Below are 26,220 nucleotides of genomic sequence, written 5' to 3'. Positions count from 1 at the left end.
CCGCCGGCGTCAGCGGGTGTAGTCGGTCGCCTTCTCGTAGCGGCCCTGCTCGTCCCAGACCCTCCGCAGGAGCTGCTCAAGCTCCCACACGTCGCCCTCGCTGCCGAAGTACTTGCGCTCGATGTCCTTGAGCTTGTCCTCGTTCTCGACGATCTTCGCCCACAGCTTCGCCCGCTCGACCGGATCGTCGACGAAGTCCTTGTCGAGGTATTCGAGCGAGTGTCGCTTGAGGTTGCCGAGCACCGTGAGCGCCTTGCCGGCCGGGCTGAGCAGGGAGCCGAGGACCGTCACCACGAGCACACCAACGATGATGCCCAGCGAGAGGAACGTGGGGACCTCCACCACGTCCACGTGCTCGCCACCGTTGATGAACGGGAGGTTGTTCTCGTGCAGGGCGTGGAGGATGAGCTTGACGCCGATGAAGCCGAGGATCGCGGCCAGCCCGTACTTGAGGTAGACGAGCCGGTCGAGCAGGCCGTCGAGCAGGAAGTACAGCTGGCGCAGGCCGAGCAGCGAGAACGTGGTGGCGGTGAAGACGATGAAGACGTTCTGGGTGAGACCGAAGATCGCGGGGATCGAATCCAGCGCGAACATGATGTCGGTGCCGCCGATGGCGACCATGACGATCATCATCGGCGTCATGACGCGCTTGCCGTTCTCGATGGTGAACAGCTTGTCGTGGTCGTAGTGGTCGGTGGCCGGGATGAATCGCTTGGCCAGGCGCACCACCACGTTGTCGGCGTCGTCGTCCTCGTCGTCCTCGGCCAGCAGACGTCCGGCGGTGACGATGAGGAACAGGCCGAAGATGTAGAACAGGACGGCGAACTTGTTGAGCAGCGCGGCGCCCACGAAGATGAACGCGGTCCGCGCGATGATCGAGAAGACGATGCCGAACAGCAGTGCCTTCTGCTGGCCCGCGCGCGGCACCTTGAAACTCGTGAGCAGCAGCAGGAACACGAACAGGTTGTCCACCGAGAGCGCCTTCTCGGTGATGTACCCGGCGAAGTACTCCACGCCCATGTCGGTGCCGCCGAACACCCACACCAGGCCGCCGAAGACCAGGGCGATCCCCACGTAGAGCGCGGACCAGATGGCCGACTCCTTGAGGGTGGGGACGTGCTCCTTGCGCACGTGGAAGAAGTAGTCGAACAACAGCAGGGCGATGATGAGGCCGACTGACAACGACCATGCGAGCGGGGTGGCTCCCAACGGGGGTTCCTTTCCGGGGAGGGCCTGGGACCGGATTATCCTACCCGTGTCCGGCGGCGGGAGCCCCCCGGCGAGTGTCTCCGGCCGCTGTCCGTCAACCCCTGCGGCGGATCGACATCGTGTGCCGGGCCTCCACGACCGTCCCGCCGCGGGCGTCGGTGACCAGGGCCGTGTGGACGATGCTCGTCCGGGGCCGCGCGGTCAGCTGCTCACGGATGGAGTCGGCCTCCACGCGGGGGACCTCCACGACGCACCGCAGACGGCCGCGGCCGGGGGTGCGGAAGTCGATCGTCGCGGATTTGGTCCACACCTGGTAACCGGTGCCGAGCTGCCCGGACAGCAGCGCCCCCGAACGCGGTGCCGTTGGTGTTGGCCGTCCACGGGGCCACGTGCATGTCGAGTTCCCCGCGGGTCCAGTCCGGCGCGACGTGACGGATACGGATCCCCGAGCCCAACAGGGATAGAGCGAGGCCAGGACCGGGAACGCCCGGGGGCTCGAGGTGTATCGGTGCAGCAGCGTCTTGGGCACGGGGCGAGCTTAACTTACCGGCGGGTCAGTTCGGGGCGGCTGCGATCCGGTGACGAAACCGCGAATTCTCTAGACAAAAGGCACTGATTTGTCTAACTTCAGGTGTCCGACCACGGTACCGATCGTGGCCGACGACGAGGAGGCACGTCATGAGGATCATCGTGGATCCGGACCGGTGCGAGGGCCAGGCGGTGTGCGTCGGGCTCGCCCCCGCGGTGTTCGAGCTGGGGGACGACGACGAGGTGGTGCGCGTCATCGTCGACGAGGTCCCCGAGGAGCACGAGAAGCGGGCACGGAAGGCCGTCGCGAAGTGCCCGATGGCTGCTCTCAGAGAGGCCTGACGGGCCACGCCCCGGGGTCGCGTCCGGTCAGCGCCAGCGCCGTGTCCCGGGCGGGGACGTCCGGCCCCTCGTAACCGGGCACCGGGGGATCGAAGAGTTCCGGGGCCGGATTGTCGGCGAGATCCGCCCGGACGAACTCCAGCACGGCCCGATCGAGCTCGTCGCCCCACCGCAGGTCGATCCGCTGGGAGACGGCGAGATCCCACGCGTGGACGGCGAGGTCGAACACCTGTTGCGCCAGGTAGTGCTTCGCGGGCGCCAGCCCGTAGGACAGGTGCACCTCGTCGTCGTCCGGCGTCCCCCGCCACGCCGCCGCCACCGGCGGGCGGATCGCGTGCCAGTCGGTGACCAGCTCCGGCCCGGTCGCCTCGTGGAGCCGACGCAGGCGGTCCTCCAGATCGTCGGCCACCTCGTCGACGGTGCCGCCGGCCAGCAACCCCGGCACCCACACTTGCTCGTCGACCACGTGGGCCAGCACCTCGTGCGCCGTCCAGTCGCTGCAGGGTGTGGCGGCGTCCCAGTCGGTGATGGCGGGCAGGACCTCGTCGTAGAGGTCGGCGGCGCGGGACTGCAGGGCGATCCAGTCGGTCATGGACCCATCCTGCCAAAATCCGCTACTCCACCTCCGGATCCGCGAGTCCAATCGGCATAGCGGATCCGGATTCGCGGTAGCGGATTTCGTGGGTCAGCCGCCGGGCTTGTCGAACCGCTCGCCCGCACCCATCCGCTGCAGTCGCAGCCACTCGCGCAGGCCCGCCGGGTCGCGCCTCGTCACCAGGAAATACCAGCCGAAGCGCAGGATCTCCTGGGGGATGAGTCGCCGATTGCCGGGCTGGGTGAGCACGTATCCGCGGTTGCGGTAGGTGAAGTGGCGTTTGACCGGGTCGTCGGGGAACTGGGTGTGCATCCGGCCGCCGAGGATCGGCTTGAACTCGTCCGAGCCCTGCGGGTGCAGGTAGGCGGTGGTCAGGCAGGTGCCGAAGGGCTGGCCGGAGCGGACCAGGCGGCGGTGCATCTCCACCTCGTCGCCGCGGATGAACAGCCGTAGATCCGGAACGCCCACCCGGTCCAGGCAGTCGGCGGTGAACAGCGCGCCGTTGAACAGCGACGCGATGCCGGGCAGCAGGTCCTCGGCCGGTGCCGCGGCCCCGCCCGCCTCGCCGCCCGTCCCACCGGTCCCGCCGTCGGTGAACAGCTCGGAGCGGTGTCGTCGCCACACCAGGCCGCGCCGTAGCGGGAACGCCAGGCGGTCGGGGTCGTCGAGGTCGCACACCACCGGCGACACCTCGGCCAGCCCGTGGCGGTCCATGCAGCCCAGCAGGGTCGCCAGCACCTCGGGCCCCTCGGGGCGGCCGTCGTCGTCGGCGCACCACACCAGGCCCGCCCCGGTGGCCAGGGCGTGGAGCATCCCCAGTGCGAACCCGCCCGCGCCACCCAGGTTGTGCTTCGAGCCGATGTACGTGGCCTCGACCGGCTGGGCTTCGACCAGTTCTCGCACGGCCTGCTCGTCGGCATTGTCGATCACCACCAGGTGGTCGATCGGGCGGGTCTGGCCGCACACCACCTCGAGCGAGGCGCGCAGCTGCTCCAGCCGGCGGTGCGTGACCACCACGGCCACGACGCGCCGCCCGTCGCCGCCCCGCTGGGTTGCGCTGGCGGAATGCTCGCTTCCGGCGGGGTTGTGCTGCGTGTCGGGACCATTCTGGGCGCGCAGGTCCGAGCCCATCACCGCAGGGGCGTCCGACCCGGGCGTGTCGCCCGCACCGCCCGGGCGGCCCGCGCCCTGCCGCTCAGTCCTCATGGTGCATCCTGCCGATGTACTCGCCGATGGACCGCCCGGCCTCGGGGCCCTCGTAGGCGGTGACGATCTCCTCGATGCTGCCGCGCTGGCGGATCCGGCCGTGGTCGACCCACATGGCCGAGTCGCACAGCTGCGCGAGGAATTCGTTGGAGTGTGAGGCGAACACGAGGATGCCGGAGCGGGAGACCAGCTCGGCGAGCTTGACCCGCGCCTTCTTCATGAACTCCGCGTCCACGGCACCGATGCCCTCGTCGAGCAGCAGGATCTCGGGGTCGATGGAGGTCACCACCCCCATCGCCAGGCGGACGCGCATGCCGGTGGAGTAGGTGCGCAGTGGCATGTCGAGGTACTCGCCGAGCTCGGTGAAGTCGGCGATCTCCTCGACCTTCGCCTTCATCTGCTTGCGCGTCTGCCCGAGGAACAGCCCGCGGATGATGATGTTCTCGTAGCCCGAGATCTCCGGGTCCATGCCGACGCCCAGGTCGAAGACCGGCGCCACGCGACCGCGGATCCGGGCGGCCCCGCGGGTGGGCTCGTAGATCCCGGAGAGCAGGCGCAGCAGCGTGGACTTGCCGGCCCCGTTGTGGCCGACCAGCCCGATGCGGTCGCCCTCGCGGAGGGAGAGGGTGATGTCCTTGAGGGCCTCGACGACGACGACGTTGGACGCGTTACGGCCGATCGCGCCGCCGGCGGACCCCAGCACGGCCTTCTTGAGCGATCGCGACTTGGCGTCGAAGATCGGGAAGTCGACGCAGGCGTCCACGCAGTCGATGGACACGCCGCCGGGCGTGGGGACAGCGGAGCTCATGGGATATATCTCCTACACCCAGTACGGGACTCGGGAGCGGAACTGGCGCAGGGCCACGAACGCGAGGACCAGACCGACGGCGGTGCAGCCCAGGACGATCCACCAGTGATAGGCGGCGGTGGGTTCCCCGAGCATGGGGGCGCGGACGATCTCGAGGTAGTGGTAGAGCGGGTTGAGCTCGGCGATCCGGGCCCGCTCGGCGATCTCCCCGCCCTGCTCGTAGAGCGTCTGCGTGGTCCAGACGATGGGGGTCATGTAGAACAGCAGCTGCACCATCGAGTCCAGCAGCGGCGCGATGTCGCGGAACCGGGTGGCGAGGATGCCGAACAGCATGGCCACCCAGACGCCGTTGATCATGAGCACCGCCAGTCCCAGGACGGACAGCAGCAGGTCCCAGCCCAGTGGGCGCGGGAAGACCAGCATGAGCACCACCCAGATCACCAGGTTGTGGCACAGGAACAGGAACTGCCGCCAGACCAGGCGGTAGACGTGGACGCTCAACGCGCTGGGCAGCTGCTTGATCAGGCCCTCGTTGGCGATGAAGACCTCGGAGCCCTCCTTGATGCACCCGGAGATGAAGCCCCACATGATGAGGCCCACGGTGACGTGCGGGAGGAACTCGGCGAGCGGGATCTGGAAGAGGATCGAGTACAGCAGGCCGAGCGCGACGGCCATGACGCCGGTGGCGATGGTGATCCACAGGGGACCGAGTGTGGACCGCCGGTAGCGCTGTTTGATGTCCTGCCAGCCCAGGGACAACCACAGCTCGCGCTGGCTGAGCCCCTGCCGCAGGTCGGCGACGGCCCGGCGGAAGGTGTGGGAGTCGTTGACGATCTCACCGCGCACGCGCTCGTCGGGGAGCGTCGCCGAGGTGGGATCGGGAAGGGACTGGTCCTGCACGATCGGGAAGCCTACTAGAGCGGCCGGCGGTGGCAGCCCCGCAGCGAGTGCGCGTAGACAGTAGAGATGACGACCAGTACGCAGATCCAGCTCGCCAGCCGCCCCCGCGGATGGCCGACCCACGACAACTTCCGCACGGTCACCGTCGACCTGCCCGAGCTCGCCGAGGGCGAGGTGCGGGTGGCCAACGAGTACGTCTCCGTGGATCCCTACATGCGTGGCCGCATGAACGAGGGGCGCTCCTACATCCCGCCGTTCGAGCTCGACGAGACCATGACCGGCGCCGCGGTGGGGCGTGTCGTCGAGTCGCGGTCCGACGCCCACCCCGTCGGTGCGGTGGTCCTGCACGACCTGGGGTGGCGCGACGTCGCGCAGGCCGACGGTCGGCAGTTCCGCGTGGTGGACGAGATCGACGGCGTGCCGGTCTCGGCGTACCTGGGCATCCTCGGCACCACCGGACTCACGGCGTACGTGGGACTCATGCACATCGGACGGTTCCGGGCGGGCGAGTCGGTGTTCGTCTCGGGTGCGGCGGGTTCCGTCGGTTCCGCGGTGGGCCAGATCGCCAGGCTCGAGGGCGCGTCCAAGATCATCGGCTCGGCCGGCAGCGCGGAGAAGGTCGCCACGTGCACGGAGCGCTACGGCTTCGACGCCGCGATCAATTACAAGGACGGCTCGGTCCGTGAGCTCCTGCGGGGGCACTTCGGCGCCCGCGACGGTGAGGGTATCGACGTCTACTTCGACAACGTGGGCGGTGACCACCTCGAGGCCGCGCTCGACCTCATGAACGACGGGGGCCGCCTGGCCCTGTGCGGCGCGATCAGCTCGTACAACGCCACCGAGCGTGCGCCGGGGCCGGACAACATGTGGCACGCCATCACCCGGGGTCTCACCCTGCAGGGCTTCACGGTGAACAAGTACATGCATTTGTTCAAGGAGTTCGCGGAGAAGGTCGGCCCGTGGGTCTCCTCGGGCGAGATCGTGTTCGACGAGACCGTCGTCGACGGCATCGACAACTCGGTCGACGCGTTCCTCGATCTGATGAAGGGCGCGAACGTGGGCAAGATGCTCGTGCGGATCTGATCCCACCGATCTGACCCTCAGTCCGGTCCGGCGGCCGGCGGCGGTCTGACCCGGGGGGGCGTGGCCCCACGGGGGTGCGGCAGGGTTGACGTCATGACGCCGACTCGCCGAGCCGCGCCCGCCGCCCGCCTGAGACGACGGGCCCGACGCCGGCTCGACGGCGTGCGCGCCACCGCGGACGCGCGGTGGGGCCGGCCGCGGGAGGGCCACCGGCCCGTGTACCTCGTCGCTCCGGCCGGTCACCCCAACCACGGCGACGAGCAGCTGTTGGCGGGGTGGCTGCGCTACCTGCGGCACGCACTGCCGGGGACGCCCGTCGTGGTGGACTGCCACACGCCCGGCCAGGCGGCGGTCCTGCACCATTCCGAGCACCCGGACGTGCTCTTCACCGACACCCTGTGGCGCCTGGCCTCCGAGCACACCGGCGCCGACGAGGCGATCGGGTTCTGTCGCGCCGCGGTGGGCGACCCCGGGCTGCGTCCGGCGCTGGCCACGGGCATCGACCTGCTGCGCAGCGCGTCTGTGGTCCACCTCATCGGCGGGGGCTTCGTCAACGACCTGTGGCCGCATCACCTGGGCGTGGTCGCAGCGGCGGGGGAGGCCGGCCGGGCGGCGGGCGCGCGCGTGGTGGCCACCGGTCAGGGGTTCGTGCCGTGCGGGGACGCCGGACGGTTGGCGGGGGCGTTGCGCGACTACGACCTGGTCACCGTCCGTGACGCCGACTCGTTCGAGCTCCTCGCGGGCACGGGGGTGCCGGTCCGTCACGTGGCCGACGACGGCTGGCTCGCCCTGTCGGCGGCGGGTGGCGTCGAGGCCGGCGACCACCCCGTCTACTCGTCCGACCCGGACGCGTGCCGCGACCTGGTGCTCTGCGCCCAATCCGACCTGGTGGAACCCGAGGTCCTCGCCGCCACCGTCGCGCGGATCCTCGCCGCGTGGGCGGTGCCGGGCGAGCGGATCACCGTCGTCGAGTCGATCCCCGGTGGGGACCGGGTGGTGTGGGACAGGGTGTGTGCGCGCGCCGCGGCCGCGTCCGGTGCCGGCGGTGGCCGGGGCGGAGACGGCGACGACGACGAGGTGGGCCGCGCCCTGGCCGATCTGCGGTTGCCCCGTGCGCGTTTCGTGCCCTTCCAGGAACTGTGGGCCACGGGTCTGCCCGCCCGGCCTGGGCAGGTCTGGCTGACCACCCGTTTCCATCCGCATCTCTTCGCGGCGGCCCGCGGGGCCTCCGGGGTGGCGCTCCGGTCGGGGTCGGTCTACTACGACGTCAAGCACGGGTCGCTGCTCGCGGCCGGATCGCGGTGGAGTTCTGTGGCGGCCGACGACGGCCCGCGCACCGTCGTTCCCCGGGTGCCCGCGGCGGGCGGCGTCGATCCGGCAGCCGTCGCCGCGCTCGTGGAGGGCGCGGAGCGGTTGGCGCAGGAGATCTACGCGGGGGTCGTGGGCCGCACGCTGCGGTGATACGCAGCCGGTTCACGGAGGGCGAACTCCTACTGTTCATCGGTGGCGCCGAGGTCTACTGTTCGACCTCGTGACTGCGTATGGGCGGGTGTCACCGTCTGTGATGCGGCGGTGGGCGGGCTGGGCGACGTTGAGTCCGGTCCGGGTCGTCGCCCTGAGTTTCGCTGCGGCGATCGCGGTGGGGACCGGGTTGCTGCTGCTGCCCGCGGCGGTGGCGTCCGGGGGCGCCACCAGTGTGACCGCAGCGCTGTTCACGGCGACGTCGGCGATGTGCTTGACCGGGTTGATCGTGGTGGACACCCCTGTGCACTGGTCGGGATTCGGCCAGGCGGTCATTCTGGGCCTGATCCAGATCGGTGGCCTGGGGATCATGACCATGGCCTCGTTGGTGGGGTTGATGTTGGCGCACCGGATCGGGCTCAAGGCACGGTTGAACACCGCGGCCGAGGCCCGGGCGGCCGAACTCGGCGACGTGCGGGGCGTGGTCGTGGGCGTGGTCCGGATGAGTCTGCTGATCGAGGCGGTCACCGCGGCGGTTCTGGCGGTTCGTTTCGCGGTCGGGTACGACGAGTCGGTGCTGCGGTCGCTGTGGCTGGGCGTGTTCCATTCGATCTCGGCGTTCAACAACGCCGGGTTCGCGCTGTACAGCGACAATGTGATCGGCTTCGCCACCGATCCGTGGATCTGTGTGCCGTTGATGGTGGCCGTGATCCTGGGCGGGTTGGGCTTCCCGGTCCTGTTCGAGGTGGGGCGGCGCATCCGCCGGTCCGGGTCGGCGGCCCGGGAGCACCCGCGGTGGAGCCTGCACACCCGGCTGACCGTGCACGTCACGGTGATCCTGCTGCTGGCGGGGTTTGCGGCGGTCCTGGCGCTGGAGTGGACCCGCACGCTGCAATCGTTCGGTTTCGCCGACAAGGTCCTGGTGGCCGCGTTCCAGGGGACGATGCCCAGAACTGCCGGCTTCAACAGCGTCGACTACGCGCAGATGGACGATGCCACCCTGCTCGTGACCGACGTGTTGATGTTCATCGGAGGCGGCAGCGGAGGCACCGCGGGCGGGATCAAGGTGACGACCTTCGCGCTGCTGCTGTTCGTCATGGTCGCTGAGGTGCGGGGCGAGAAGACGGTCACGATCTTCGACCGTCGTGTGGACACCCGCGTCCAGCGCCAGGCGTTGGCCGTGGCCCTCATCGGTATCGGATTGGTGACGGTCTCGACCATCGTGCTCCTGGCGGGGACGCCGTTCGGGCTCAATGAACTGCTGTTCGAGGTCACCTCCGCGTTCGCCACGGTGGGGCTGTCCACCGGCATCACCGCGCGGCTTCCCGAGTGGGGTCAGTGGATACTGATCGGACTGATGTACCTGGGCCGGATCGGCCCGATCACCATGGTCAGTGCCCTGGCCGCTCGCCAGCGCGGACGACGGTACGACCTTCCCGCAGAAAGGCCTCTCATTGGCTAGGAAATCAGCGCCGGACGCCGTGGCAGTGCTCGGTCTGGGTCGGTTCGGCAAGTCGCTCGCCCTGGAGTTGATGTCCCAGGGCGCGGAGGTGTTGGGCGTCGACGCGAGCGATGCGGTCGTGCAGAAGATCGCCAACCGCCTCACCCACGCGGTGGTGGCCGACACCACAGACGAGGAGTCCCTACGTCAGTTGTCGGTGCACGAGTTCGATCGCGCGGTGGTGGGGATCGGCTCCGACCTCGAGGCCAGCCTGCTGACCGCCTCGGCCCTGATCAATATGGGCGTGGCCAACGTGTGGGCCAAGGCGATCAGCAACTCTCACGCCAAAATCCTCACGCAGATCGGTGTGCATCATGTCGTGCGGCCGGAACACGACATGGGCAAGCGGGTGGCCCACCTGGTCCGCGGCCGGATGATCGACTACATCGAGTTCGATGACGGATTCGCCATGGTCAAGACGACCGCCCCCGCGTTCGCGACGGGTCGCAGTCTCGGTGCGACGTCGATCCGCACGGACCACGGCGTGACCGTGGTGGCGATCAAGCGTCCCGGGGAGGGCTTCACCTACGCCGCCGCCGACACGATCCTGCACCCCGGAGACACCATCATCGTCTCCGGCAAGGTACGCGACACCGAACGCTTCGCGGAGCTGTCCTAGACCGCGACTCCCGTCCGTGAGGTGTGGGTTCTGTCGCTGACGCGAGGCCGCCGACTTTTGTGCAACTAGTTGCATGAAAGTCGGCGCGACCGTACGGTCGGGGGAGAAGTCTGCTCCGCCCCGCTCTCGAAAGGACTGCTCATGGCCCTTCCCTCAGTGCTCGCCGGCCCGCTCACCGTCCCGGTGGTCGCCTCGCCGATGTTCATCTACTCCGGCCCCGAGCTGGTGGCAGCGCAGTGTCAGGCGGGGGTGATCGGGTCGTTCCCGGCGCTCAACGCTCGGCCGCAGTCGGCGCTGGCCGAGTGGATCGAGCAGGTGCGGGAGAGCAACGAGGCGTTCGCCGCCGCTAACCCCGACCGGTACGTCGCCCCGTTCGCGGTCAACCAGATCGTCCATCGCTCCAATGATCGGCTCGAGCAGGACCTGGCCACCGTCGTCGAGCACGAGGTGCCGATCGTCATCACCTCCCTCGGTGCGCGCGAGGAGGTCAACGAGGCCGTCCATTCGTACGGCGGCATCGTCCTGCATGACGTGATCAACGACCGGTTCGCCCGCAAGGCCGTCGAGAAGGGCGCGGACGGGCTCGTCGCGGTCGCCGCAGGCGCCGGGGGACACGCCGGCACCCAGTCGCCGTTCGCGCTGGTCAGCGAGATCCGCGAGTGGTTCGACGGCCCGCTGCTGCTGTCCGGGGCCATCGCCCACGGTCGCTCGATCCTCGCCGCACAGGCGGCCGGTGCCGACCTCGCCTACGTGGGTTCGGCGTTCCTCGCGACCGAGGAGTCCCGCGCCACCGACGCCTACAAGCAGATGATCGTCGACAGCGGCGCCGGCGACATCGTCTACAGCAACCTCTTCACCGGTATCCACGGGAACTACCTGCGGGGCAGTATCGAGGCCGCCGGCCTGAACCCCGACGATCTGCCCGAGTCCGATCCCTCGGCCATGGACTTCGGCTCCGGGGGGACCACCGACTCCAAGGCGTGGCGCGACATCTGGGGCGCCGGTCAGGGCGTGGGCGCGGTGGACTCGGTCGGGACCGTCCGCGAGCTGGTCGAGCGGCTGCGGTCCGAGTACGACGACGCGGTGACGGCTCTCACCGCGGGTCTGCCCGCGACCCGCTGACCCGATGTCGCTGAAGTTCGCGATCCTCACCTCCCTCACCGAGCGGGAGGGCAGCGGCATCGAACTCGCCCGCCGGTTCGACAAGTCGATCGGGTACTTCTGGCCCGCGACCCACCAGCAGATCTACCGCGAGCTCGATCGGCTGGCGTCCGCGGGCCTCATCCACGAGCTGCCTCAGCAGGGACCGCCGCGGCGGGGGCAACCCAGGAGGTTCGCCGTCGCCGACACCGGCCGGGACCTGCTGGTGGAGTGGATCGGGGAGGACGACGAGCCCGAAACGATGCGCTCGAGCCTCGCGGTCCGTGTCCGCGCGGCCGCGGCCACGGGCAGGGTGGATGACCTTCGGCGGGCCCTCGGGTACCACCGCCGCCAGCGGGTGGAGAACCTACGGCGGTACCGGGAGATCGAGGAGCAGGACTTCGCGGACCGCGACCCCGTCGAGGTCCGGGGTGCGCTCCAGCACCAGGTGCTCAAGTTGGGCATCCAGGCGGAGCAGGCGTGGGTGGGCTGGTGCGACGAGACCCTCGACGTGCTGGATCGCATCAGTCGACCGTGAGCAGGATCTTGCCGTGGCTCTCGCCCGACTCCAGCAGGGCCAGTGCGTCTGCGGCCCGGTCGAGCGGGATCTCGCGGGAGACCCGGGTGGTGACGTCCCCTGCTGCGACCATCGGCCACACCTGGTCCACGACCTCCCGGCAGATGCCGGTCTTGCCGCCGGGGCCGTCCGCAGGTCGGGCCCGGAGGTTGGTCGCGAGGATGCCGGCCCTCTTGGGCAGTAACCGGCCCAGGTTGAGCTCACCCTTCACCCCGCCCTGCAGGCCGATGACGATGACGCGACCGTCCGGCGCCAGGGACGCGATGTTCTTCTCCAGGTACTTCGCGCCCATCACGTCCAGGACCAGGTCGACGCCGCGGCCGCGCTCGTCGTCGTCGGTCCAGTCCTTGACCCGTTCGACGAAGTCCTCGTCCCGGTAGTCGATCACCAGGTTCGCGCCCAGGTCGCGGCACATCTGCACCTTCTCCGGCCCGCCCGCGGTGGTGGCCACGCGGGCCCCGAGCGCGCGGCACACCTGGATCGCGTGGGAGCCGATCCCGCCGGCACCGCCGTGGATCAGCACCCGCGGGGCGTCGAGGTCGGTGTCGCCCCAGCGGGCCTGCGCGGCCAGGACGCCGCGGCCGAGCCCGCCCGTCATGGCCAGGTTCGACCACACGGTGCACGCCACCTCCGGGAGCGACGCGGCCTCGTGGAGCGAGACCCCGGCGGGGACCGGCATGACCTGCCCGGCCGGGACGGCCACCTTCTCGGCGTACCCGCCGCCGGCCAGCAGCGCGCACACCTCGTCGCCCACCGCCAGGCCCTCCACGCCCTCGCCGACCGCGGAGATGCGGCCCGAGCACTCGAGGCCGAGGATCTCGGAGGCGCCGGGCGGCGGCGGGTAGTGGCCCCTGGACTGCAGCAGGTCGGCCCGGTTCACCGCGGAGGCCGCGACATCGATGAGTACCTCGCCGGCGGCCGCGACCGGGTCGTCGACGTCAGTCAGGCGCAGGGTGTCGGGGCCGTTGTCATACGCGATTGCCTTCATGTCCTCCGACGGTAGCCGGGATGAGACCCGAGGGCAGGCGGGCTGGGTGCGCACGCCCGCGGTCCACTACGATGAACGGCGTCGTCAACGCGGGTTCCACGTGGAACCACGCGGTCGTGCGTGTCGCGGCAGGCGGCGGGGAAGTGTGGCAGAGCGGCCGAATGCACTCGCCTTGAAAGCGAGCGTGCCTAAACAGCACCGGGGGTTCAAATCCCTCCACTTCCGCCCAGGTCCGATCCGCGCGGGCCCGAGTCGAGGCAGGGCCGGCTCAGGCGGTCGTCTCCTGCAGGTCCGCTGCCGCGACGTAGCGGATGATCTCGAGCACCCGCGGGTACGAGCGGGACTTTCCCGAGACGATCGAGACGTGGTCCTCACCCTCGAGCAGGACCAGTTTGGCGCGTCCTCCCCGGCGGGTGACCTCGTCGACGTAGCGCCGGGAGTTCTCCGCCGAGACGGTCGCGTCCCGGTTGCCGTGGATCGCGACGACCGGTGTCCCGGTGTCGATGTTCTGGATGGGGTCCACCGACGCGTACCGCCACGGGAACTCGGAGGGCGTCCCGCCGATCGCCGTGACGATCCTGTCGTCCCCGTGGTTCGCTGCATAGACCATGTCCAGTGGTCCGGCGATCGAGATCACGCGCGTGGGCCGGAACGCGGGCTCGGAGCCCACCTCGTCGTCCTCGAGCAGGTGGCGGGTGCCGCCCCACACGGCGAGTTGGGCGCCCGCGCTGTGGCCCACCACCACTTCGTCATCGGTCGTGATCTGGGGGAAGCGCCGGTCCACCTCGACCACGTGGTCGAGCGCGTCCGCGATGTCCCGGAAGGTGACGGGCCAGCCGCCGCCGGACCCGACCCGGCGGTACTCCACGTTGTAGACCGCCATTCCGCGGCTCGCCAATTCGCGCGCCAGGGGGTCGAAGATGTCCGCACCCAGCTGGTTCTGCCACGCCCCTCCGTGGATGAGGACCGCGAGGGGGACGGTGTCGACCCCCTGGGCCCCGGACGGCAGGTACAGGTCCGCCCAGTTCTGTTCGGGATCGGCGTCGGAACCCCGGGTCGGGTACTCGAAACGCTGGACCGTGACCTCGTCCAGTCGGACGGTTCCCGCGTAGGTCGGGTCGACCTGCGGGATGGCGGTCGTCGTCATGCAGCCGACCAGGGTGAGAGCGCCGCCCACCAGGGCCGCACCACGCATGAGGAAGTGCCCCGGTCCCACGACGGGTCTTCGCGACGACATGGCCACCACTTCCTCAGGAGTCAATAAGGCGGGATACCTTTTTTCTCCTTGGGTGGGCACGGCGCACTGGACGGGGGCGACCGAAATCTCGGAGAGTGAAGCCGATCTTACTCTTTGTCCGGCCCGTGGCGCTGAGAGGTGCCCCCCGTGTCGGCCCCGGGTGTGTCGTACCGGCCCGGGAACCCGGCGAGCCTGCCCGCCTGTCCGGTCTCGTCAGCCGATGACGCTGATCCGGCCGGTCTCGGGGGCGCTCAGCGGGCCCTCCTCGGCCACGTAGCGACGCAGTGCGTCGAGATCGGTCACCCCGGCCTCGCGGCGGTCGCCGCGTTCGGCCAGGACCGAGCCGTCCCACTCGGGGGAGGAGAGGAACTCGTTCACCACGACGGTGTACTCGCGCCGGGGGTCGACGGGCTCGTCGTCGACCACGATCTCCGACACCCGGGCTCCGGGCGGGCGGCGGAGGTCGACGGTATAGCGCACGTTCGACGAGACCGCGGGGCCGTTGCGGCCGATGTCGTCGGCGAAGTGGTCGAAGGCCGCGCGGAGTTCCTCCCCGGTCACGGTGACCAGGTAGAGGCGATCCCCGTAGGGCTGCACGGTGTGCAGGTCGGCGTAGTCGAGGGGCCCGGCGGGGAGGTCGGTGCGCAGGGAGTCCGGGTTGGACAGGGCCAGCTCGGCGCCCCGACCCCGGGCGGCGTGAAGCTGGCCGTCCGCGATGAGATCCGCCAGTGGTGACTCGCCGTTCGCATCCATGGCCCGCTCGATGGTCTCGTCGGCGGTGCCGATGACCTCGCGGGCTTGCGGTGCCGCAGCGGCCTGGGCCTGGCGGACGAGCTCCTCGGTCCCGGCGTCGGGTTCTATGTCGAGGTTGACCGTCTGGTTGAACACCGACGTCTGGGGCCGGATCACGTCGCCAGTGGCGGGGGCGACCGCCAGGTCGACGACGGTGACGGACCGGCCGTGGGACGCGGGGGCCACGACGACGCGCTCGTCGTTGTCCGAGTCGAAGACACGGCAGGTGGCCGGGCCGCCGGAGGCTCCCACGATCAGGGCGTCCACGGCGGGGTTGAGCTGCTTGACCAGGTCCAACTCGGTGAGCTCGTCGGGGCAGGCCGCCGGATCGAGATTGTCGTGGACGGCGTCGGACTGGACCATGGCGACGATCGCCTCCACGCCCAGGAACCGCAGTGACTCCACGGTCTCGTCGATCGCGCGGAGGGGGTCGGTCAACCGCGTGGTCGTCTCCGGGACGGACGTCGACGGGGAAGTCACCGCCACGACCCCCACCCGGACGTCACCGACTCGGTGGATCGCGAAGGGGAAGGTGGGGGCCGAATCGGGCGACGGGATGGCGTTGGATGCCAGGAACGGGAACGCCGCCCCACGGAACGGCGGGAGCGGGGGATCGACGCGGCAATCCCGCTCGGTCGCGCACCCCGGCCTGACCAGGGATCGGACGTGGTCGGCGCCCTTCTCGAGTTCGCGTCGTCCCACGCCGGCCCCGTCCACACCGAGCCGGTTGAAGTACTCGATGGTCGCTCGGTCACCCAGCAACGCGGCCTCGGGGGCGGTCCCGCCGATCGAGTCGCCGGTGGCGAACAGCAGTGAATCCTCGGCCTGGTCGCGCAACTTTCCGACCGTGGCCGCGAGGTGTGGCCCGCCACCGGCGGGGCGGACGTTGCCCGAGCCGTCACGGAGCTCGCCCTGGAACCCCACGGGCCGGGACAGCGCACCGGAGAACTCCCCGATCCCCAGGATGCGGACCGACCGGGTCTCCGCCGCCGGGCTCCAGGGACTGCTGGTCTGCGCGTCGGCACGCGGAGGGGAGGCGAGGGTTGCGACGAGGACCACGGCCGCGAACAGCGCGAAAGCGACCGGCCCGACGCGGCCCGTTATGGACGTGTGGATAGCTGCGGAGTTCACCTCGTGCCATGAACTCTTCTGCTGCACATCGTCTCCTAGGGGGGCGGGGGCTCGCACGTTCCGCGATCCGGGGATCGCGAGATCGTGACCTGCTCTCCCAAACCCGGCCCATGCTGCCCTCGCGATGTCACGGGACCCCGCCGGAAGCATTACGTTCTGGTCACGAAATGCCGGGCGGCAGTGAGGAATCGGTCGTTTTCCTCGGGATCCCCGATGGACACCCGCACTCCGTCGCCGGCGAAACACCGGGTGACGACCAGGTGCTCGCGGCAGTGGGCGTCAAAATCAGCCGCGGCGTCCCCGAGGGGTAGCCAGACGAAGTTCGCCTGGGTGTCCGGGACCGCGTGCCCCATGTCGAGCAGGGAAGCCCGTACGCGGGAGCGCTCGGCGACGACCGCGTCGGTGCGGGCCCGCAGTTCGTCCCCGGCCTCGAGGCAGGCGATTCCGGCGGCCTGCGCCAGGGAGCTCACCGAGAACGGGACGACCATCTTCGCCACCGGTACCACCAGTTCGGCGGGTCCGACGAGGTAGCCGACGCGGAGGCCGGCCAGACCGTAGGCCTTGGAGAAGGTGCGCAGCGAGACCACGTTGGGCCGCGACATCGCCTCGGCGACGCCGTCCACCGGGTCCTCGGATCGCATGTACTCGTAGTAGGCCTCGTCCAGCGCCACGGTGACCCGTTCGGGGACGCGGTCGAGAAAAGCGAGGAGTTCGGCGCGGGTCACCGCCGGGCCGGTCGGGTTGTTGGGCGTGCAGACGAAGATCAGCCGGGTCCGGTCGGTGACGGTGGCGACGATCGCGTCGAGGTCCAGCGACCCGTCGTCCCGGTTGGGGACCGCGATCGGGACCGCGTGGGCGATGCGGGCGATGATCGGGTACGCCTCGAAGGAGCGCCAGCCGAAGACCACCTCGTCGCCCGGTGCACACACCGCCTGGACCAGTTGCTGGCACAGGGCGACCGAGCCGCAGCCGGCGGTGACGTTCCCGGTGGGCACGTCGAGGAAGTCCGCGAGCCGGTCGACGAGCGCGCCGGCGGTGATGTCCGGGTAGCGATTGGCGCTCGCCGCGGCCTCGGCGATGGCCGCCGCCACGCTCGGCAGCGGGCCCGCGGTGGTCTCGTTGGACGCGAGTTTGACCGCGCCCGGCACGGAGGCGCCCGGAATGTAGGCGGGGATGGCGTCGAGGTCGCTGCGCACGTCGGGGGACATGACTACAGGGTAGGACCACCCCCTGCGGGCCCGGTGTCCGGCCGTTTTGCGCACCGGCCCGGCCTGTGTGTACTGTAATTCCTCGTTGGCTCAGCAGAGCCTCCAGGAGGCGTGCCAGAGCGGCCGAATGGGACTCACTGCTAATGAGTTGTCCTCCTCAAAGGGGACCGGAGGTTCAAATCCTCTCGCCTCCGCCATGCCGGGGATCCGGGTGACCGGATAGCTGGCACGACAGAAGAATATTGCGCCCGTAGCTCAATGGATAGAGCACTTGACTACGGATCAAGAGGTTAGGGGTTCGAGTCCCTTCGGGCGCACAGAAGGAACGCCCCCGTCCACGCGGACGGGGGCGTTCGCCATTTCCGGCCTGCGGTGTTCACGCGGCGTTCGCGGCCCCCCGCCGGTATGCGCGCAGGGTCTCGATCTGATCCCAGACCACGATCACCCAGATCGTGGCGATGATGCTCCAGCGGATCGCGGTGGTCGCCGTGCCGCCGTCGTCCGCGACGAGGCCGGGGTGGATCACCGAGTCGTGGCTCAGCACCAGGACCGTGAGGAAGACACCGAAGACAACGTCGGCCACCACGTCGATGCCGAGCCGCGCCGGTGACCTGCCCGGCCTCACCAGGCGCCACACCTGGACGAGCGCCAGCGCTCCGATCAGCAGCACGTACCCCGTGAACCACCTGGTGGGGATGGCGGGGTTCACGAGCGGCTCGCCGCCGTTGAGATGGCCGATGTACAGGAACGTCGACGGGACGAACGGCACCGCGGCCAGGACGGCCAGCAACACCAGCGACACGACCGCGTCCGCGCGGGACTCGGCCCCGCCCCTGTGGCCGTCCAGGTGTGCCGGGTCCCAGGTGGGGGTCAGGGACAACGGACTGCGTTCGCCCTCCGAGGTCGTCCGCTCGATGATCACCACCACGAGCGTCCAGGCCGCGAAGGCCCAGAGCAGGGCGGCGGCGACGGAGCTGACGAGTTGGCCGATGAGACCGCCGAGCTCCGGCTCCGCGGTGGTGGAGACGTAGAGGATGCCGCCGGCCAGGGCGGCGATGACGCCCACGACGGGCAGGAGCCACCGCAGTACCCGGGCCCAGACCGGGTAGACGTCCGGGCCCACGAGGTACTGGCGGGCGCCGGCATAGCGGTGTGCGAGTTCGGCCGGGTCGCCCAGTCGCGCCAGGACGGCGCGCTCGGCGGAAGCGCGCTCGGCGGAAGCGCGGTCGGCGGAAGCGCGGTCGGCGGTCCCGCTCGGCGGGGTCCCGATGGCGTCGTTCACGGCGTCGTTCACGGCGTCGGGTTCGGCGGCGACCATGTCGGCGATGGTCGCGGCGATCTCCGAGGAGATGTCGTCGCGCTGGTCCTCGGGGAGGTGGCGGACCACCTCGGCGATGTAGCGATCGGTCAGTGTGGACATCACGCGTCCGCCTTCCGCAGATCGGTGTAGCCGGCACCCAATGCCAGCCACTCGGCGTGCAGGCGCTCGGCGGTCTCGGTGCCGAGCGCGGTGGTCTCGTAGTACTTGCGGGGCCTGGGCTCCTCGGTCCGCCACGTCGAGGTGAGCAGGCCCTGTCCTTCGAGGCGGCGCAGCAACGGGTAGAGGGTGTTGGCCTCGGTGGCGATTCCCGCCTCGGCCAGCGTGGTGAGCAGGGCGTACCCGTACCTGGGCGTCCGGCAGGCCAGCAGACTCGCCAGAACGACCGACCCGCGCCGGAGTTCCTGCAGGTGGGTGCCCAGTGCCGCGTCCACGTCGTCGACCATGCGGTACACGTTACTGTGTGACACACACTATGTAAATGGCGCACAGTCTCGTCGCGGGCCCTCTCGCTCCACCCGCTGCACTGCGACACTCCGCCATCGACCGGCCCTGACCGGCCCTGACCTGCGGTGCCCTGCGGACCGTGTGCAGGGCACCGCAGGTCGGGAGGCCGCGGCCCGGCGCACTGCCGGGGTCGGGCCTGTGTGGGATCTCGCGGTCGACGCGTCAGGAAGCCGGCGAGGCCTTGGCCTTCTTGACCCGCACCCGCTGGTAGGGGGCCGCGACGGACTCACCGATCGCCTGCGCGATGAGGTCCTCGGCGGTCCGGTTCTTCCGCGCGAGTGTGGCGACGAGCTTGGTGAACCGGGCCCCGCGGGCGAACTCCTTGGCGCTGCGGTCCTCCACGGCGAAGAACAGCTTGGCCTGATCAGGGAGCAGCGACAGCACGCCGTTGAGGATCTGGCGGGTGACCCACCTGGCCACCGGGCCCTTCACGTCCGGGTGCCGGAGCGAGTGGCCGGCCATCGCGGCGAAGATGGTCAACGCCTTGGTGTCGAGGCCCTCGCGTACGTACTGGTCGACCTCTGCGAAGGTCTCGAGGTGCGGGCCGGGGACGTGCAGTTTGTCCGCGCCGATGTGGGACTCCACCACCAGGCGGTCCGCGTCCGCGGTGCTCAGGCCCGGGCCGAACTCCCGGTAGCCCCGGACGGCCGACCAGATGTACGTCCACCACGTCCACCGCATCCATTCCGGCTGCTTGGCCTCCTCCACCTCTCCGGTCTCCGGGTTGGTCCAGGTCGCCATCTCGTGGAGGTGGTCGACGCGCTTGGCCGCCGCGTCCGCGTGGGCGGTGTCGGCGAAGACCGAGTCCCGTAGGTAGGCGGCCGTGCGGTCGAACCGGGCGGCCATCTCATCGGCGCCCTCGCTGGTCAGCGAGACCCGATCGAAGTGGGTCATCATGCCCGGTTCGAGCATCTGGAGGAAGAGCGCGTTCTTCGCGCCGAGCCCCGAGGCCGGGTCCGAGAACACCCGCCAGGAGATGCTGTCGGGGCCGTAGTAGCCGTCGTCGGAGCGAGGGGCGTCGGAGAGCCGCAGGGGCACGCGGGTGTCGGTCATGGAGTCACCTTCGGGTTAGGTGGATCGGGGGGAATGGTCGGTGAGAGCCCGACCAACACCGTCGATAATAGGTCCTTCATACTTCGTACCGACGCAGACGGTGAGGAAGGCCTGCGACCGCGAGCCGCGAGACGGCTGTCTCGAGGGGGCCTCGCCCGACGAACACCGCCCAGAGGGCGCACCCGGCCGTCACCCCGAGAGTCATCGGCGAGAACGGGTCCAGGGCGCGGAAGTCGTCCATCGGGTCGAAGTGTCGGCCCTCGGCGCGCGCGATGGCGATCCACGCCGCCCAGACGAGGAGGTGTGCGGTGTACGCGGTCAGGGGCATCGCGCCCAGCACCCGTACCGGCCAGAACATCCACCGCAGCCACGTCCCGCCGATAAGGATGCACACCCCGCTGACCGCGAGTGCGAATCCCATGGACCCGACCGCTTCCCCCACGCCCGACGAGTGGGCCCGTCCCGGAGCCGCGACAGAAACCACAGTCCGACCTCTGACCGCGCGCCGTCGTGGCTCGAGGAGGCGGTGGCGGCCCCACGGACACCCGGCTCGAGGCCGGGACGGTGATCGTCGACGCGGAGGGGTGAGGGCGGAGGAGTGAGCGCGGAGGGGTGAACGGCCACGGTCCGGGGGTGGGACGCGAGAGTACGACGACGACGAGGTCGGCCGCTTCGTAGGCTGTGCCGATGTCTCAGCCCGCGCGAGAGGCGCTCCGCCGCAACGCCGGCCATCTGGCGTCGGTGGCCCTGGTGCTCATGTGGAGCTCGGGCTATGTCGGCGCGGAACTCGGGATCCGGGCCGACGGGACCCCGCTGCAGCTGCTGGGCTGGCGGTTCTCGATCCTCGGCGTGCTGTTGGTGACCGTCTGCCTCGTGCTGGGGGTGCGGTTGAACGATCGCGCGGCGTGGGCGCGGCAGGCGGTGTTGGGCCTGTTCAGTCAGGCGTTCTTCCTGTTCATGATCTTCGAGGGGGTCTCCCGGGGCGTCGACGGCGGCACCGCGGCGCTCATCGCCGCGCTCCAGCCACTGCTGGTGGCGACGGTGGCGGGCAGGGTCCTCGGCGAGCGCACGACGGCCGGCATGTGGGTCGGCATGGTGCTGGGGATGGCGGGCGTCGTGGTGGTGGTCTCCGGCGGTCTCGACGCGGGCGCCGCCCCGTGGTGGGCGTACCTGTTCCCGGCGGCGGGCATGCTCAGTCTGGCCACGGGCACGGTTCTCACGCAGCGGCTGCGGCCCACCGAGACGCTGCTGCAGTCGATCACCATGCAGTCCGTCGTCGCGGGGGTCACCCTGATGACCGCGGCTCTGGTGACCGGCCAGGCGGCGCCCGTGGCCGAACCCGACTTCTGGGCGGCGGTGGCCTGGTTGGTGTTCCTGTCCACCCTGTGTGGGTACGTCCTCTTCGTCTTTGTCACCCGCACCCGCGGCGCCACAGTCGCGAGCGTGCTGCTCTACCTCACCCCGCCCACGACCATGGTCTGGGTGTGGCTCATGTTCGGTGTCCCGATCACCCTCCCGGCCGTGGTCGGCATGGCGATCAGTGCAGTCGGCGTGACCCTGGTGCTGCGGTCGCGGGCGGCGCGGGACGCCTCAGCGCGCGCGCCGGAAGAGCGCGGCCGGGCGACCGCGTAGGGCCGTGGACAGCGCCACCTCACCGTCGTCGTCCAGGACGGGTTCCAGGTGCGGTCGCATCCGGCGCGCGAAGTTGTCCTTGTGCAGCTCCTCGCCGATCACGGCCTCGTGCACGCGACGCAGCTGGAGCAGCGTGAACGGTTCGGCCAGGAAGCCGTCGGGGTCGGGGCCCACGTCGACGTAGCGCAGGCGGATCTCGTAGCGCTCGCGGACGTCGCGTATCGCGGCGTCGACGATCGCGTCGTGGTCGAACAGCAGTGAGTCGATGCCGTCGAGTCGGCCGTCCGCGGTGACCCGGGTGAGTTCGCCGTTCGCTCCCGCCAGCGCGGATTCGGGCAGGGGGAGCGCGTGGGCGGCGGAGACGGCCCACGTCCGCTCGTCCCGCCACGGGTCGTCGAAGAGCCGCAGCAGGCGCGGACGAATGGTCTCGTGCGGCGCGATCCCCACCTTCTCGCGGAGTACGTGGTCCGCGGTCTCGGCGACGGTCGTCCGCTCGCGCAGGAAGGCGCCCGGGAGCGCGCGACCGTCCGGATCGGTGCGTGACTGCGTGAGAACCCGCAGTTGGGGGGCGGTGCCGCCGGCTCCCGTCACGGTGAGGATCGCCAGGTCCACGGCCACGGCGGGCCGGGGGAATTGCTCGAGATCGGACATGGCCTTCACTTTAGCGCGATCGGCGTGCTAATGTTTAGCGCGTTGAGAGTGCTAAAGAGGTGGAGGGGTAATGAGAAGTCGACGAGACGACGGTATGGACGGGGCCGGGGGCGAGGCCACCGAGTGCGCGTGGGGCGTGTTCCTGGACACGCTGATCCTGCGGATCGGTGCTGTCGGGGACGGTGACGCGCTGGCGCTGGTGGCCCCGCCCGGGCCGGAGGGGTGGAGCCAGCAGCTCGTCGTCCGGTCGGACCGTGTTCGGGGATTCATGTGGGTCACCCGCGGGATCGCCGGCAGCACGGCGGCCGAGGAGGTCGTGGCCAGCGCCGGCGCCGACGGGGCGTTCGCACTGGCGGACGCGATCGTCCGCGTGGCGCGCGAGGACCTGCGGTTGCCGCACCCCCAGCTGTTCACGGCCCGCGCGAGCGGACGAGGAGCAGCCGAGTTGGCGGAGTCCCTGGGGCTCGCGGACGCGGACGCGCCGGGTGGGCCGGACGGCCGCACCGACAGCGGGGTCCGCGGTGGTCCGGACGCCCTGCGTCCGGTGGTCGTGGAGGCGGTGGGGAGGATGTTCGGGCAGGAGCCGGGCGTCGACGACGACGGTGACGTGTATTTCACCGTCGCCGGCACCACGGTGTTCGTCATCTTCAGCCCCGACGGCGGGCTGGTCCAGGCCTGGGCCCTCGTGGTCCGCGGCGTGTACAGCCGTCGCAACACCGCGGTCGAGGTGGATCTGCTCAACAGCAAGGGGATGTGGAGCACCTGGTACCTCAGCGGGCGCGACGTGTTCCAGCGGATCACCCTCCCCGCGCGCCCGCTCTCGGCGGACAACATCGAGGGCATGCTCCGCGCGTTCGCGAAGGACCTCGAACAGAACCGGGATGAGCTGGCGTACCGGCTCGGAGGGAAGGTGGCGTGATGACGGGCAGTGGAGACCGGAGGCGGGACGACCGGGTCGCCGGGGTGATGCTCGGTACCGCCGTGGGGGACGCTCTCGGCGCCGGATACGAGTACGGCTCCGCGCCGCTCGGTCCCGAGGGGCCGCGGATGATCGGCGGCGGACTGGGCGGGTTCGCGCCCGGACAGTGGACCGACGACACGTCCATGGCGTGGTGCGTGCTCGACGTGGCCGCCCGGGGTGGGGGCCTGCTCACGGACGAGGCGCTCTCGGAGGTCGCCCGCAACTTCGGGCGGTGGTACGACTCCGGCCCGCCGGACATCGGCAACCAGACCGCCGCCGTCCTGCGGGCCGCGGGGCCGGCGCCGACGGCCGCCGCCGCGCGGGAGGCGGCCGAGGAGCACTTCAGACGGAGCCACCACTCCGCCGGCAACGGTTCCCTCATGCGCACCGCGCCCGTCGCCCTGGCCCACCTCGGCGACACCGGGGCGATTGTCCGGGCCGCCACGGGCGTGAGCGACCTGACCCACTCCGATCCGCGCACCGCCCAGGCGTGCGTCCTGTGGTCGTCGGCGATCGACCGCGCCGTGCGGGAGCAGGTCCTGGACCTCCGTGGCGGGCTGGCGCACCTCGACGGGCCGGACCGGGAGTACTGGGAGGCCTGCATCGACGAGGCCGAACAGGGGCCGCCCGAACGGTTCCGCCGCAACGGGTGGGTGGTGACCGCGCTGCAGGCCGCGTGGTCGGCGATCCACCACACGCCGATTCCCGCCGCGGATCCCGGGCGGCACCTGGCCGACTCACTGGTCACGGCGATCGGGATCGGGGGCGACACGGACACGGTCGCCGCCATCGCCGGGGGCCTACTGGGCGCGCGCTGGGGTGCGTCGGCCGTGCCGGCGCAGTGGCGGGACATCTGCCACGGCTACCCGGGTATCGGGTCACGCGAACTCGAGCGGCTATCGATCGACGCCTGCCTTCCACGCGCGTAGTTGCTCGGCCGCTGCCAGGAGCGCTTTCGCGAACTCCTCGGTCTGGTCTGGATCCATGTTCTCGGGCGGATCCTGGAGATGAACCCGTCCCTCCCGGCCCCGCGCGCTGACGGACCAGCGTGTGGCCCCCGGGGATCGGGGGTCGCTCGGGGACCAGATCCTGCGAGGCCCCAGGCGGTACCTGTGGTAGGCCGCCAATGCCTCAGCCCGGGTCTGGCCCGGTTCCTGCCGGAAGACGCGGATGAACGTGCCCTCGAGGACCCCGCCGGCCAGACCGCACCGGGGGCAGGACAGTGTTCCCTTGAGGGAGATCGGCTCCCACGCAGTGACCGCGCTGGTATCGACGTCCACGACCTCGCCACACCACGCTGTGGTCTCCTCGGTCTCGGCCGACTGGTGGTGCCAAGAGAGGGTGCCGCCCTCGGAGATGAAGTGCATCGGGGTTCCGCCCTCGACGCCGATGATGTTCTCACTCATGCCTGCTCCGTCCGGGCCCGTAGCTCATTCTGATCTATCGGCCCGGCGGGCGGAGTCGTTAGTCCGGGACGGCGCTCCGTGTCGAGGTGTCAGGGGAGAGGGGCATGGACGCTGGCAACGGAGCGGTAGATGATTCAGGGGTGAACCCCCAGCAGTCCGACCTGCAGCGCGCCCTCGCCGACCTCGACGCCCGTCTCGGACGCATCACCGCAGAGGTCGGGGAGGTCCGGGCCGGGTTGTCGGCACTCGCCCGACAGTCCGGTCCGGCGGTGGGCGGACAGTCGCCAGCGGAGTCGCCGTGGCGTGCGGGCGCGCCGCCTCAGGGGACGCCGCACCCGGTGACGCCGGCCCCGTCTGGCGCCCCGGCCCCGGTTGGCGCTCCCTCGCAGCCTGTGCCCGCCCCGGCACGTCCGGGCGGGCCCTGGCGGCCACCCGGACAGGACGACCCCACGGGGCGGTACGGGCCGCCGCCCGCGCACCCCGACCGGCCGGCGCAGCTGTCCGACCGGCCGTGGCGGCAACCGTGGGACGCGGCGCCGCGCCAGTCGCCGCGGCGGAGGCCGCGCATCACGGCCGCCACCGTCATCGCCGCGATCGGCGGGTCGGTCATGCTCGCCGGCATCGCGTTCCTACTGGTCGTGGCCATCCAGGCGGGGTTGTTCCCGCCGCTCGCGCGGGTCGTCGCCGCCGCGGTCCTGGCGGTGGTGCTCGTCGGCCTCGGCCTGCGACTGCAGTCCCGCCACGAATCCGCCACCACCGACCCCGCGGCCCACACCGACCCCCGGGCCGCCGCCGACCCCGACGGCACCCCGGTCAACCCCGGCGCACTGGCCCTGGTCGGCACGGGCCTGGCAGCGGCGATGCTCGACGTCATCGCCAGCACCACGCTCTACCTGTGGATCCCCGTCCCGGCCGCGTACATGTTCGTGGGCGGGCTCGCCCTCGGAGGGATGGCACTCGCGGGGCGCTGGTCCTCCGGGCTGCTGGCCTGCCTGGTCTCGGCCGGCACGATGCTCCTGGCGCCCCTCATCTCCACCGGTGTCGAGCTGCCGATCTTCGTCGCGATCGTCGGCATCGCCACCGCGGTACTCGCCGCCGAACTCGGGGCGGCCGTCCGCGTCGTGTGGTCCGTCCTACCGGGGTTCCTGCTGGCCGGCTACCTCTCGCAGGCCGCACTCCACAGCCGCGGCGAACAGATCGCGCTCATCGCGACCGCGCTCGTCTTCGCCGCCGTGGGCGCAGGGGTGGCCTGGTATGACACCGCCCACCGTCGCCCGGCACTCGAGAATGCCGCCCTCGTCGTCGTCCCCACCGCCCTGCCCCTGTCCCTTATACACATCTCCGAGCCCACGAGACGCGTAGTAATC

General features: G+C 70.6%; 27 protein-coding genes and 3 tRNA genes. 14 read left to right on the top strand and 16 right to left on the bottom strand.

Going from position 1 to position 26,220, the window contains the following annotated elements:
- Positions 1-9: 9 nt before the first annotated feature.
- Both J1M64_RS12955 and J1M64_RS20420 read right to left on the bottom strand, forming a co-directional pair.
- Positions 10-1,209 carry a TerC family protein gene (locus tag J1M64_RS12955; protein ID WP_206474374.1) on the bottom strand — a complete coding sequence of 400 codons (1,200 nt, stop codon included), beginning with the start codon at positions 1,207-1,209 and terminating at the stop codon, positions 10-12.
- Between the two features lie 94 nt (positions 1,210-1,303).
- Positions 1,304-1,738, bottom strand: a complete 435-nt coding sequence (locus J1M64_RS20420) for a DUF4442 domain-containing protein (RefSeq protein ID WP_307872439.1) — start codon at positions 1,736-1,738, stop codon at positions 1,304-1,306.
- Between the two features lie 149 nt (positions 1,739-1,887).
- Here J1M64_RS20420 and J1M64_RS12945 point away from each other — a divergent pair, with 149 nt between their 5' ends.
- Positions 1,888-2,079 carry a ferredoxin gene (locus J1M64_RS12945; RefSeq protein ID WP_007633389.1) on the top strand — a complete coding sequence of 64 codons (192 nt, stop codon included), beginning with the start codon at positions 1,888-1,890 and terminating at the stop codon, positions 2,077-2,079.
- On the opposite strand, the gene J1M64_RS12940 is transcribed toward J1M64_RS12945, so the two are convergent.
- From J1M64_RS12940 to J1M64_RS12925, 4 genes are all read right to left on the bottom strand, one after another.
- A complete protein-coding gene (locus J1M64_RS12940; protein ID WP_206474373.1) occupies positions 2,066-2,671 on the bottom strand; it encodes a maleylpyruvate isomerase family mycothiol-dependent enzyme in 606 nt (201 codons plus the stop codon). The genes J1M64_RS12945 and J1M64_RS12940 overlap by 14 nt on opposite strands.
- 93 nt (positions 2,672-2,764) lie before the next feature.
- Positions 2,765-3,880, bottom strand: coding sequence for a glycosyltransferase (locus J1M64_RS12935; protein ID WP_241261508.1), 1,116 nt, complete (start codon positions 3,878-3,880; stop codon positions 2,765-2,767).
- Positions 3,870-4,688 carry an ABC transporter ATP-binding protein gene (locus tag J1M64_RS12930; protein WP_067714748.1) on the bottom strand — a complete coding sequence of 273 codons (819 nt, stop codon included), beginning with the start codon at positions 4,686-4,688 and terminating at the stop codon, positions 3,870-3,872. Before J1M64_RS12930 ends, J1M64_RS12935 begins: the two co-directional genes overlap by 11 nt.
- Positions 4,689-4,700: 12 nt before the next feature.
- On the bottom strand, positions 4,701-5,588 hold the full coding sequence (locus J1M64_RS12925) for an ABC transporter permease (RefSeq protein ID WP_132062167.1): 888 nt from the start codon (positions 5,586-5,588) through the stop codon (positions 4,701-4,703).
- A 66-nt stretch (positions 5,589-5,654) separates the two neighbouring features.
- On the opposite strand from J1M64_RS12925, the gene J1M64_RS12920 reads away from it, so the two are divergent.
- From J1M64_RS12920 to J1M64_RS12895, 6 genes are all read left to right on the top strand, one after another.
- A complete protein-coding gene (locus J1M64_RS12920) occupies positions 5,655-6,671 on the top strand; it encodes an NADP-dependent oxidoreductase (protein ID WP_206474372.1) in 1,017 nt (338 codons plus the stop codon).
- Between the two features lie 93 nt (positions 6,672-6,764).
- Complete coding sequence (locus J1M64_RS12915) at positions 6,765-8,132, top strand: polysaccharide pyruvyl transferase family protein (RefSeq protein WP_163375326.1); 1,368 nt, start codon at positions 6,765-6,767, stop codon at positions 8,130-8,132.
- Between the two features lie 103 nt (positions 8,133-8,235).
- On the top strand, positions 8,236-9,594 hold the full coding sequence (locus J1M64_RS12910) for a TrkH family potassium uptake protein (RefSeq protein ID WP_069389251.1): 1,359 nt from the start codon (positions 8,236-8,238) through the stop codon (positions 9,592-9,594).
- A gap of 19 nt (positions 9,595-9,613) precedes the next feature.
- The gene (locus tag J1M64_RS12905; RefSeq protein ID WP_061229485.1) at positions 9,614-10,252 is read left to right on the top strand and encodes a TrkA family potassium uptake protein; all 639 of its coding nucleotides are present in this window, start codon (positions 9,614-9,616) and stop codon (positions 10,250-10,252) included.
- 141 nt (positions 10,253-10,393) lie between these two features.
- A complete protein-coding gene (locus J1M64_RS12900; protein ID WP_069389250.1) occupies positions 10,394-11,374 on the top strand; it encodes a nitronate monooxygenase family protein in 981 nt (326 codons plus the stop codon).
- A gap of 4 nt (positions 11,375-11,378) precedes the next feature.
- Positions 11,379-11,930, top strand: coding sequence for a PadR family transcriptional regulator (locus J1M64_RS12895; RefSeq protein WP_069389249.1), 552 nt, complete (start codon positions 11,379-11,381; stop codon positions 11,928-11,930).
- Here J1M64_RS12895 and J1M64_RS12890 read toward each other — a convergent pair.
- On the bottom strand, positions 11,917-12,957 hold the full coding sequence (locus J1M64_RS12890; RefSeq protein WP_206474371.1) for an NAD(P)H-quinone oxidoreductase: 1,041 nt from the start codon (positions 12,955-12,957) through the stop codon (positions 11,917-11,919). The two genes, J1M64_RS12895 and J1M64_RS12890, sit on opposite strands and share 14 nt — an antisense overlap.
- Before the next feature lie 139 nt (positions 12,958-13,096).
- Between J1M64_RS12890 and J1M64_RS12885 the strand changes: the two genes are divergently transcribed.
- Positions 13,097-13,182, top strand: a tRNA-Ser gene (locus tag J1M64_RS12885).
- A gap of 43 nt (positions 13,183-13,225) precedes the next feature.
- Here J1M64_RS12885 and J1M64_RS12880 read toward each other — a convergent pair.
- From J1M64_RS12880 to J1M64_RS12870, 3 genes are all read right to left on the bottom strand, one after another.
- On the bottom strand, positions 13,226-14,152 hold the full coding sequence (locus tag J1M64_RS12880) for an alpha/beta fold hydrolase (protein ID WP_206474488.1): 927 nt from the start codon (positions 14,150-14,152) through the stop codon (positions 13,226-13,228).
- Between the two features lie 255 nt (positions 14,153-14,407).
- Positions 14,408-16,144, bottom strand: coding sequence for a bifunctional UDP-sugar hydrolase/5'-nucleotidase (locus J1M64_RS12875; RefSeq protein ID WP_206474370.1), 1,737 nt, complete (start codon positions 16,142-16,144; stop codon positions 14,408-14,410).
- 122 nt (positions 16,145-16,266) lie between these two features.
- Positions 16,267-17,325 (bottom strand): pyridoxal phosphate-dependent aminotransferase, encoded by a 1,059-nt coding sequence (locus J1M64_RS12870; RefSeq protein WP_206474369.1) that lies wholly within the window; start codon positions 17,323-17,325, stop codon positions 16,267-16,269.
- A gap of 105 nt (positions 17,326-17,430) precedes the next feature.
- On the opposite strand from J1M64_RS12870, the gene J1M64_RS12865 reads away from it, so the two are divergent.
- Together J1M64_RS12865 and J1M64_RS12860 are read left to right on the top strand one after the other, a co-directional pair.
- Positions 17,431-17,522, top strand: a tRNA-Ser gene (locus J1M64_RS12865).
- Positions 17,523-17,569: 47 nt separating this feature from the next.
- Positions 17,570-17,642: transfer RNA gene (locus J1M64_RS12860), tRNA-Arg, on the top strand.
- Between the two features lie 59 nt (positions 17,643-17,701).
- On the opposite strand, the gene J1M64_RS12855 is transcribed toward J1M64_RS12860, so the two are convergent.
- The 4 genes from J1M64_RS12855 to J1M64_RS12840 form a co-directional block, all read right to left on the bottom strand.
- The gene (locus J1M64_RS12855) at positions 17,702-18,745 is read right to left on the bottom strand and encodes a hypothetical protein (protein ID WP_206474368.1); all 1,044 of its coding nucleotides are present in this window, start codon (positions 18,743-18,745) and stop codon (positions 17,702-17,704) included.
- Positions 18,745-19,089, bottom strand: coding sequence for a PadR family transcriptional regulator (locus tag J1M64_RS12850; protein ID WP_154829336.1), 345 nt, complete (start codon positions 19,087-19,089; stop codon positions 18,745-18,747). Before J1M64_RS12850 ends, J1M64_RS12855 begins: the two co-directional genes overlap by 1 nt.
- Before the next feature lie 223 nt (positions 19,090-19,312).
- Positions 19,313-20,203 carry an oxygenase MpaB family protein gene (locus J1M64_RS12845; RefSeq protein ID WP_206474367.1) on the bottom strand — a complete coding sequence of 297 codons (891 nt, stop codon included), beginning with the start codon at positions 20,201-20,203 and terminating at the stop codon, positions 19,313-19,315.
- 76 nt (positions 20,204-20,279) lie between these two features.
- The gene (locus J1M64_RS12840; RefSeq protein ID WP_206474366.1) at positions 20,280-20,624 is read right to left on the bottom strand and encodes a hypothetical protein; all 345 of its coding nucleotides are present in this window, start codon (positions 20,622-20,624) and stop codon (positions 20,280-20,282) included.
- A gap of 266 nt (positions 20,625-20,890) precedes the next feature.
- Here J1M64_RS12840 and J1M64_RS12835 point away from each other — a divergent pair, with 266 nt between their 5' ends.
- Positions 20,891-21,835 (top strand): DMT family transporter, encoded by a 945-nt coding sequence (locus tag J1M64_RS12835; protein ID WP_206474365.1) that lies wholly within the window; start codon positions 20,891-20,893, stop codon positions 21,833-21,835.
- Here J1M64_RS12835 and J1M64_RS12830 read toward each other — a convergent pair.
- Positions 21,794-22,486: an NUDIX hydrolase gene (locus J1M64_RS12830; RefSeq protein WP_206474364.1), complete on the bottom strand. Its 693-nt coding sequence runs from the start codon at positions 22,484-22,486 to the stop codon at positions 21,794-21,796. The genes J1M64_RS12835 and J1M64_RS12830 overlap by 42 nt on opposite strands.
- 70 nt (positions 22,487-22,556) lie before the next feature.
- On the opposite strand from J1M64_RS12830, the gene J1M64_RS12825 reads away from it, so the two are divergent.
- Positions 22,557-23,405: a hypothetical protein gene (locus tag J1M64_RS12825; RefSeq protein WP_206474363.1), complete on the top strand. Its 849-nt coding sequence runs from the start codon at positions 22,557-22,559 to the stop codon at positions 23,403-23,405.
- On the top strand, positions 23,405-24,376 hold the full coding sequence (locus J1M64_RS12820) for an ADP-ribosylglycohydrolase family protein (RefSeq protein ID WP_206474362.1): 972 nt from the start codon (positions 23,405-23,407) through the stop codon (positions 24,374-24,376). Before J1M64_RS12825 ends, J1M64_RS12820 begins: the two co-directional genes overlap by 1 nt.
- On the opposite strand, the gene J1M64_RS12815 is transcribed toward J1M64_RS12820, so the two are convergent.
- Positions 24,344-24,853 (bottom strand): hypothetical protein, encoded by a 510-nt coding sequence (locus J1M64_RS12815; protein ID WP_206474361.1) that lies wholly within the window; start codon positions 24,851-24,853, stop codon positions 24,344-24,346. The two genes, J1M64_RS12820 and J1M64_RS12815, sit on opposite strands and share 33 nt — an antisense overlap.
- Positions 24,854-24,993: 140 nt before the next feature.
- Here J1M64_RS12815 and J1M64_RS20220 point away from each other — a divergent pair.
- Positions 24,994-26,220: DUF2339 domain-containing protein (locus J1M64_RS20220; protein ID WP_206474360.1), on the top strand; the 1,227-nt coding region annotated here is incomplete at its 3' end.

This window comes from Dietzia sp. KRD202 (assembly GCF_017168155.1).
GTDB lineage: Bacteria > Actinomycetota > Actinomycetes > Mycobacteriales > Mycobacteriaceae > Dietzia > Dietzia kunjamensis.
The sequence above is the reverse complement of the archived record's forward strand: the minus strand, read 5'-3'. Positions and strand labels throughout refer to the sequence as shown.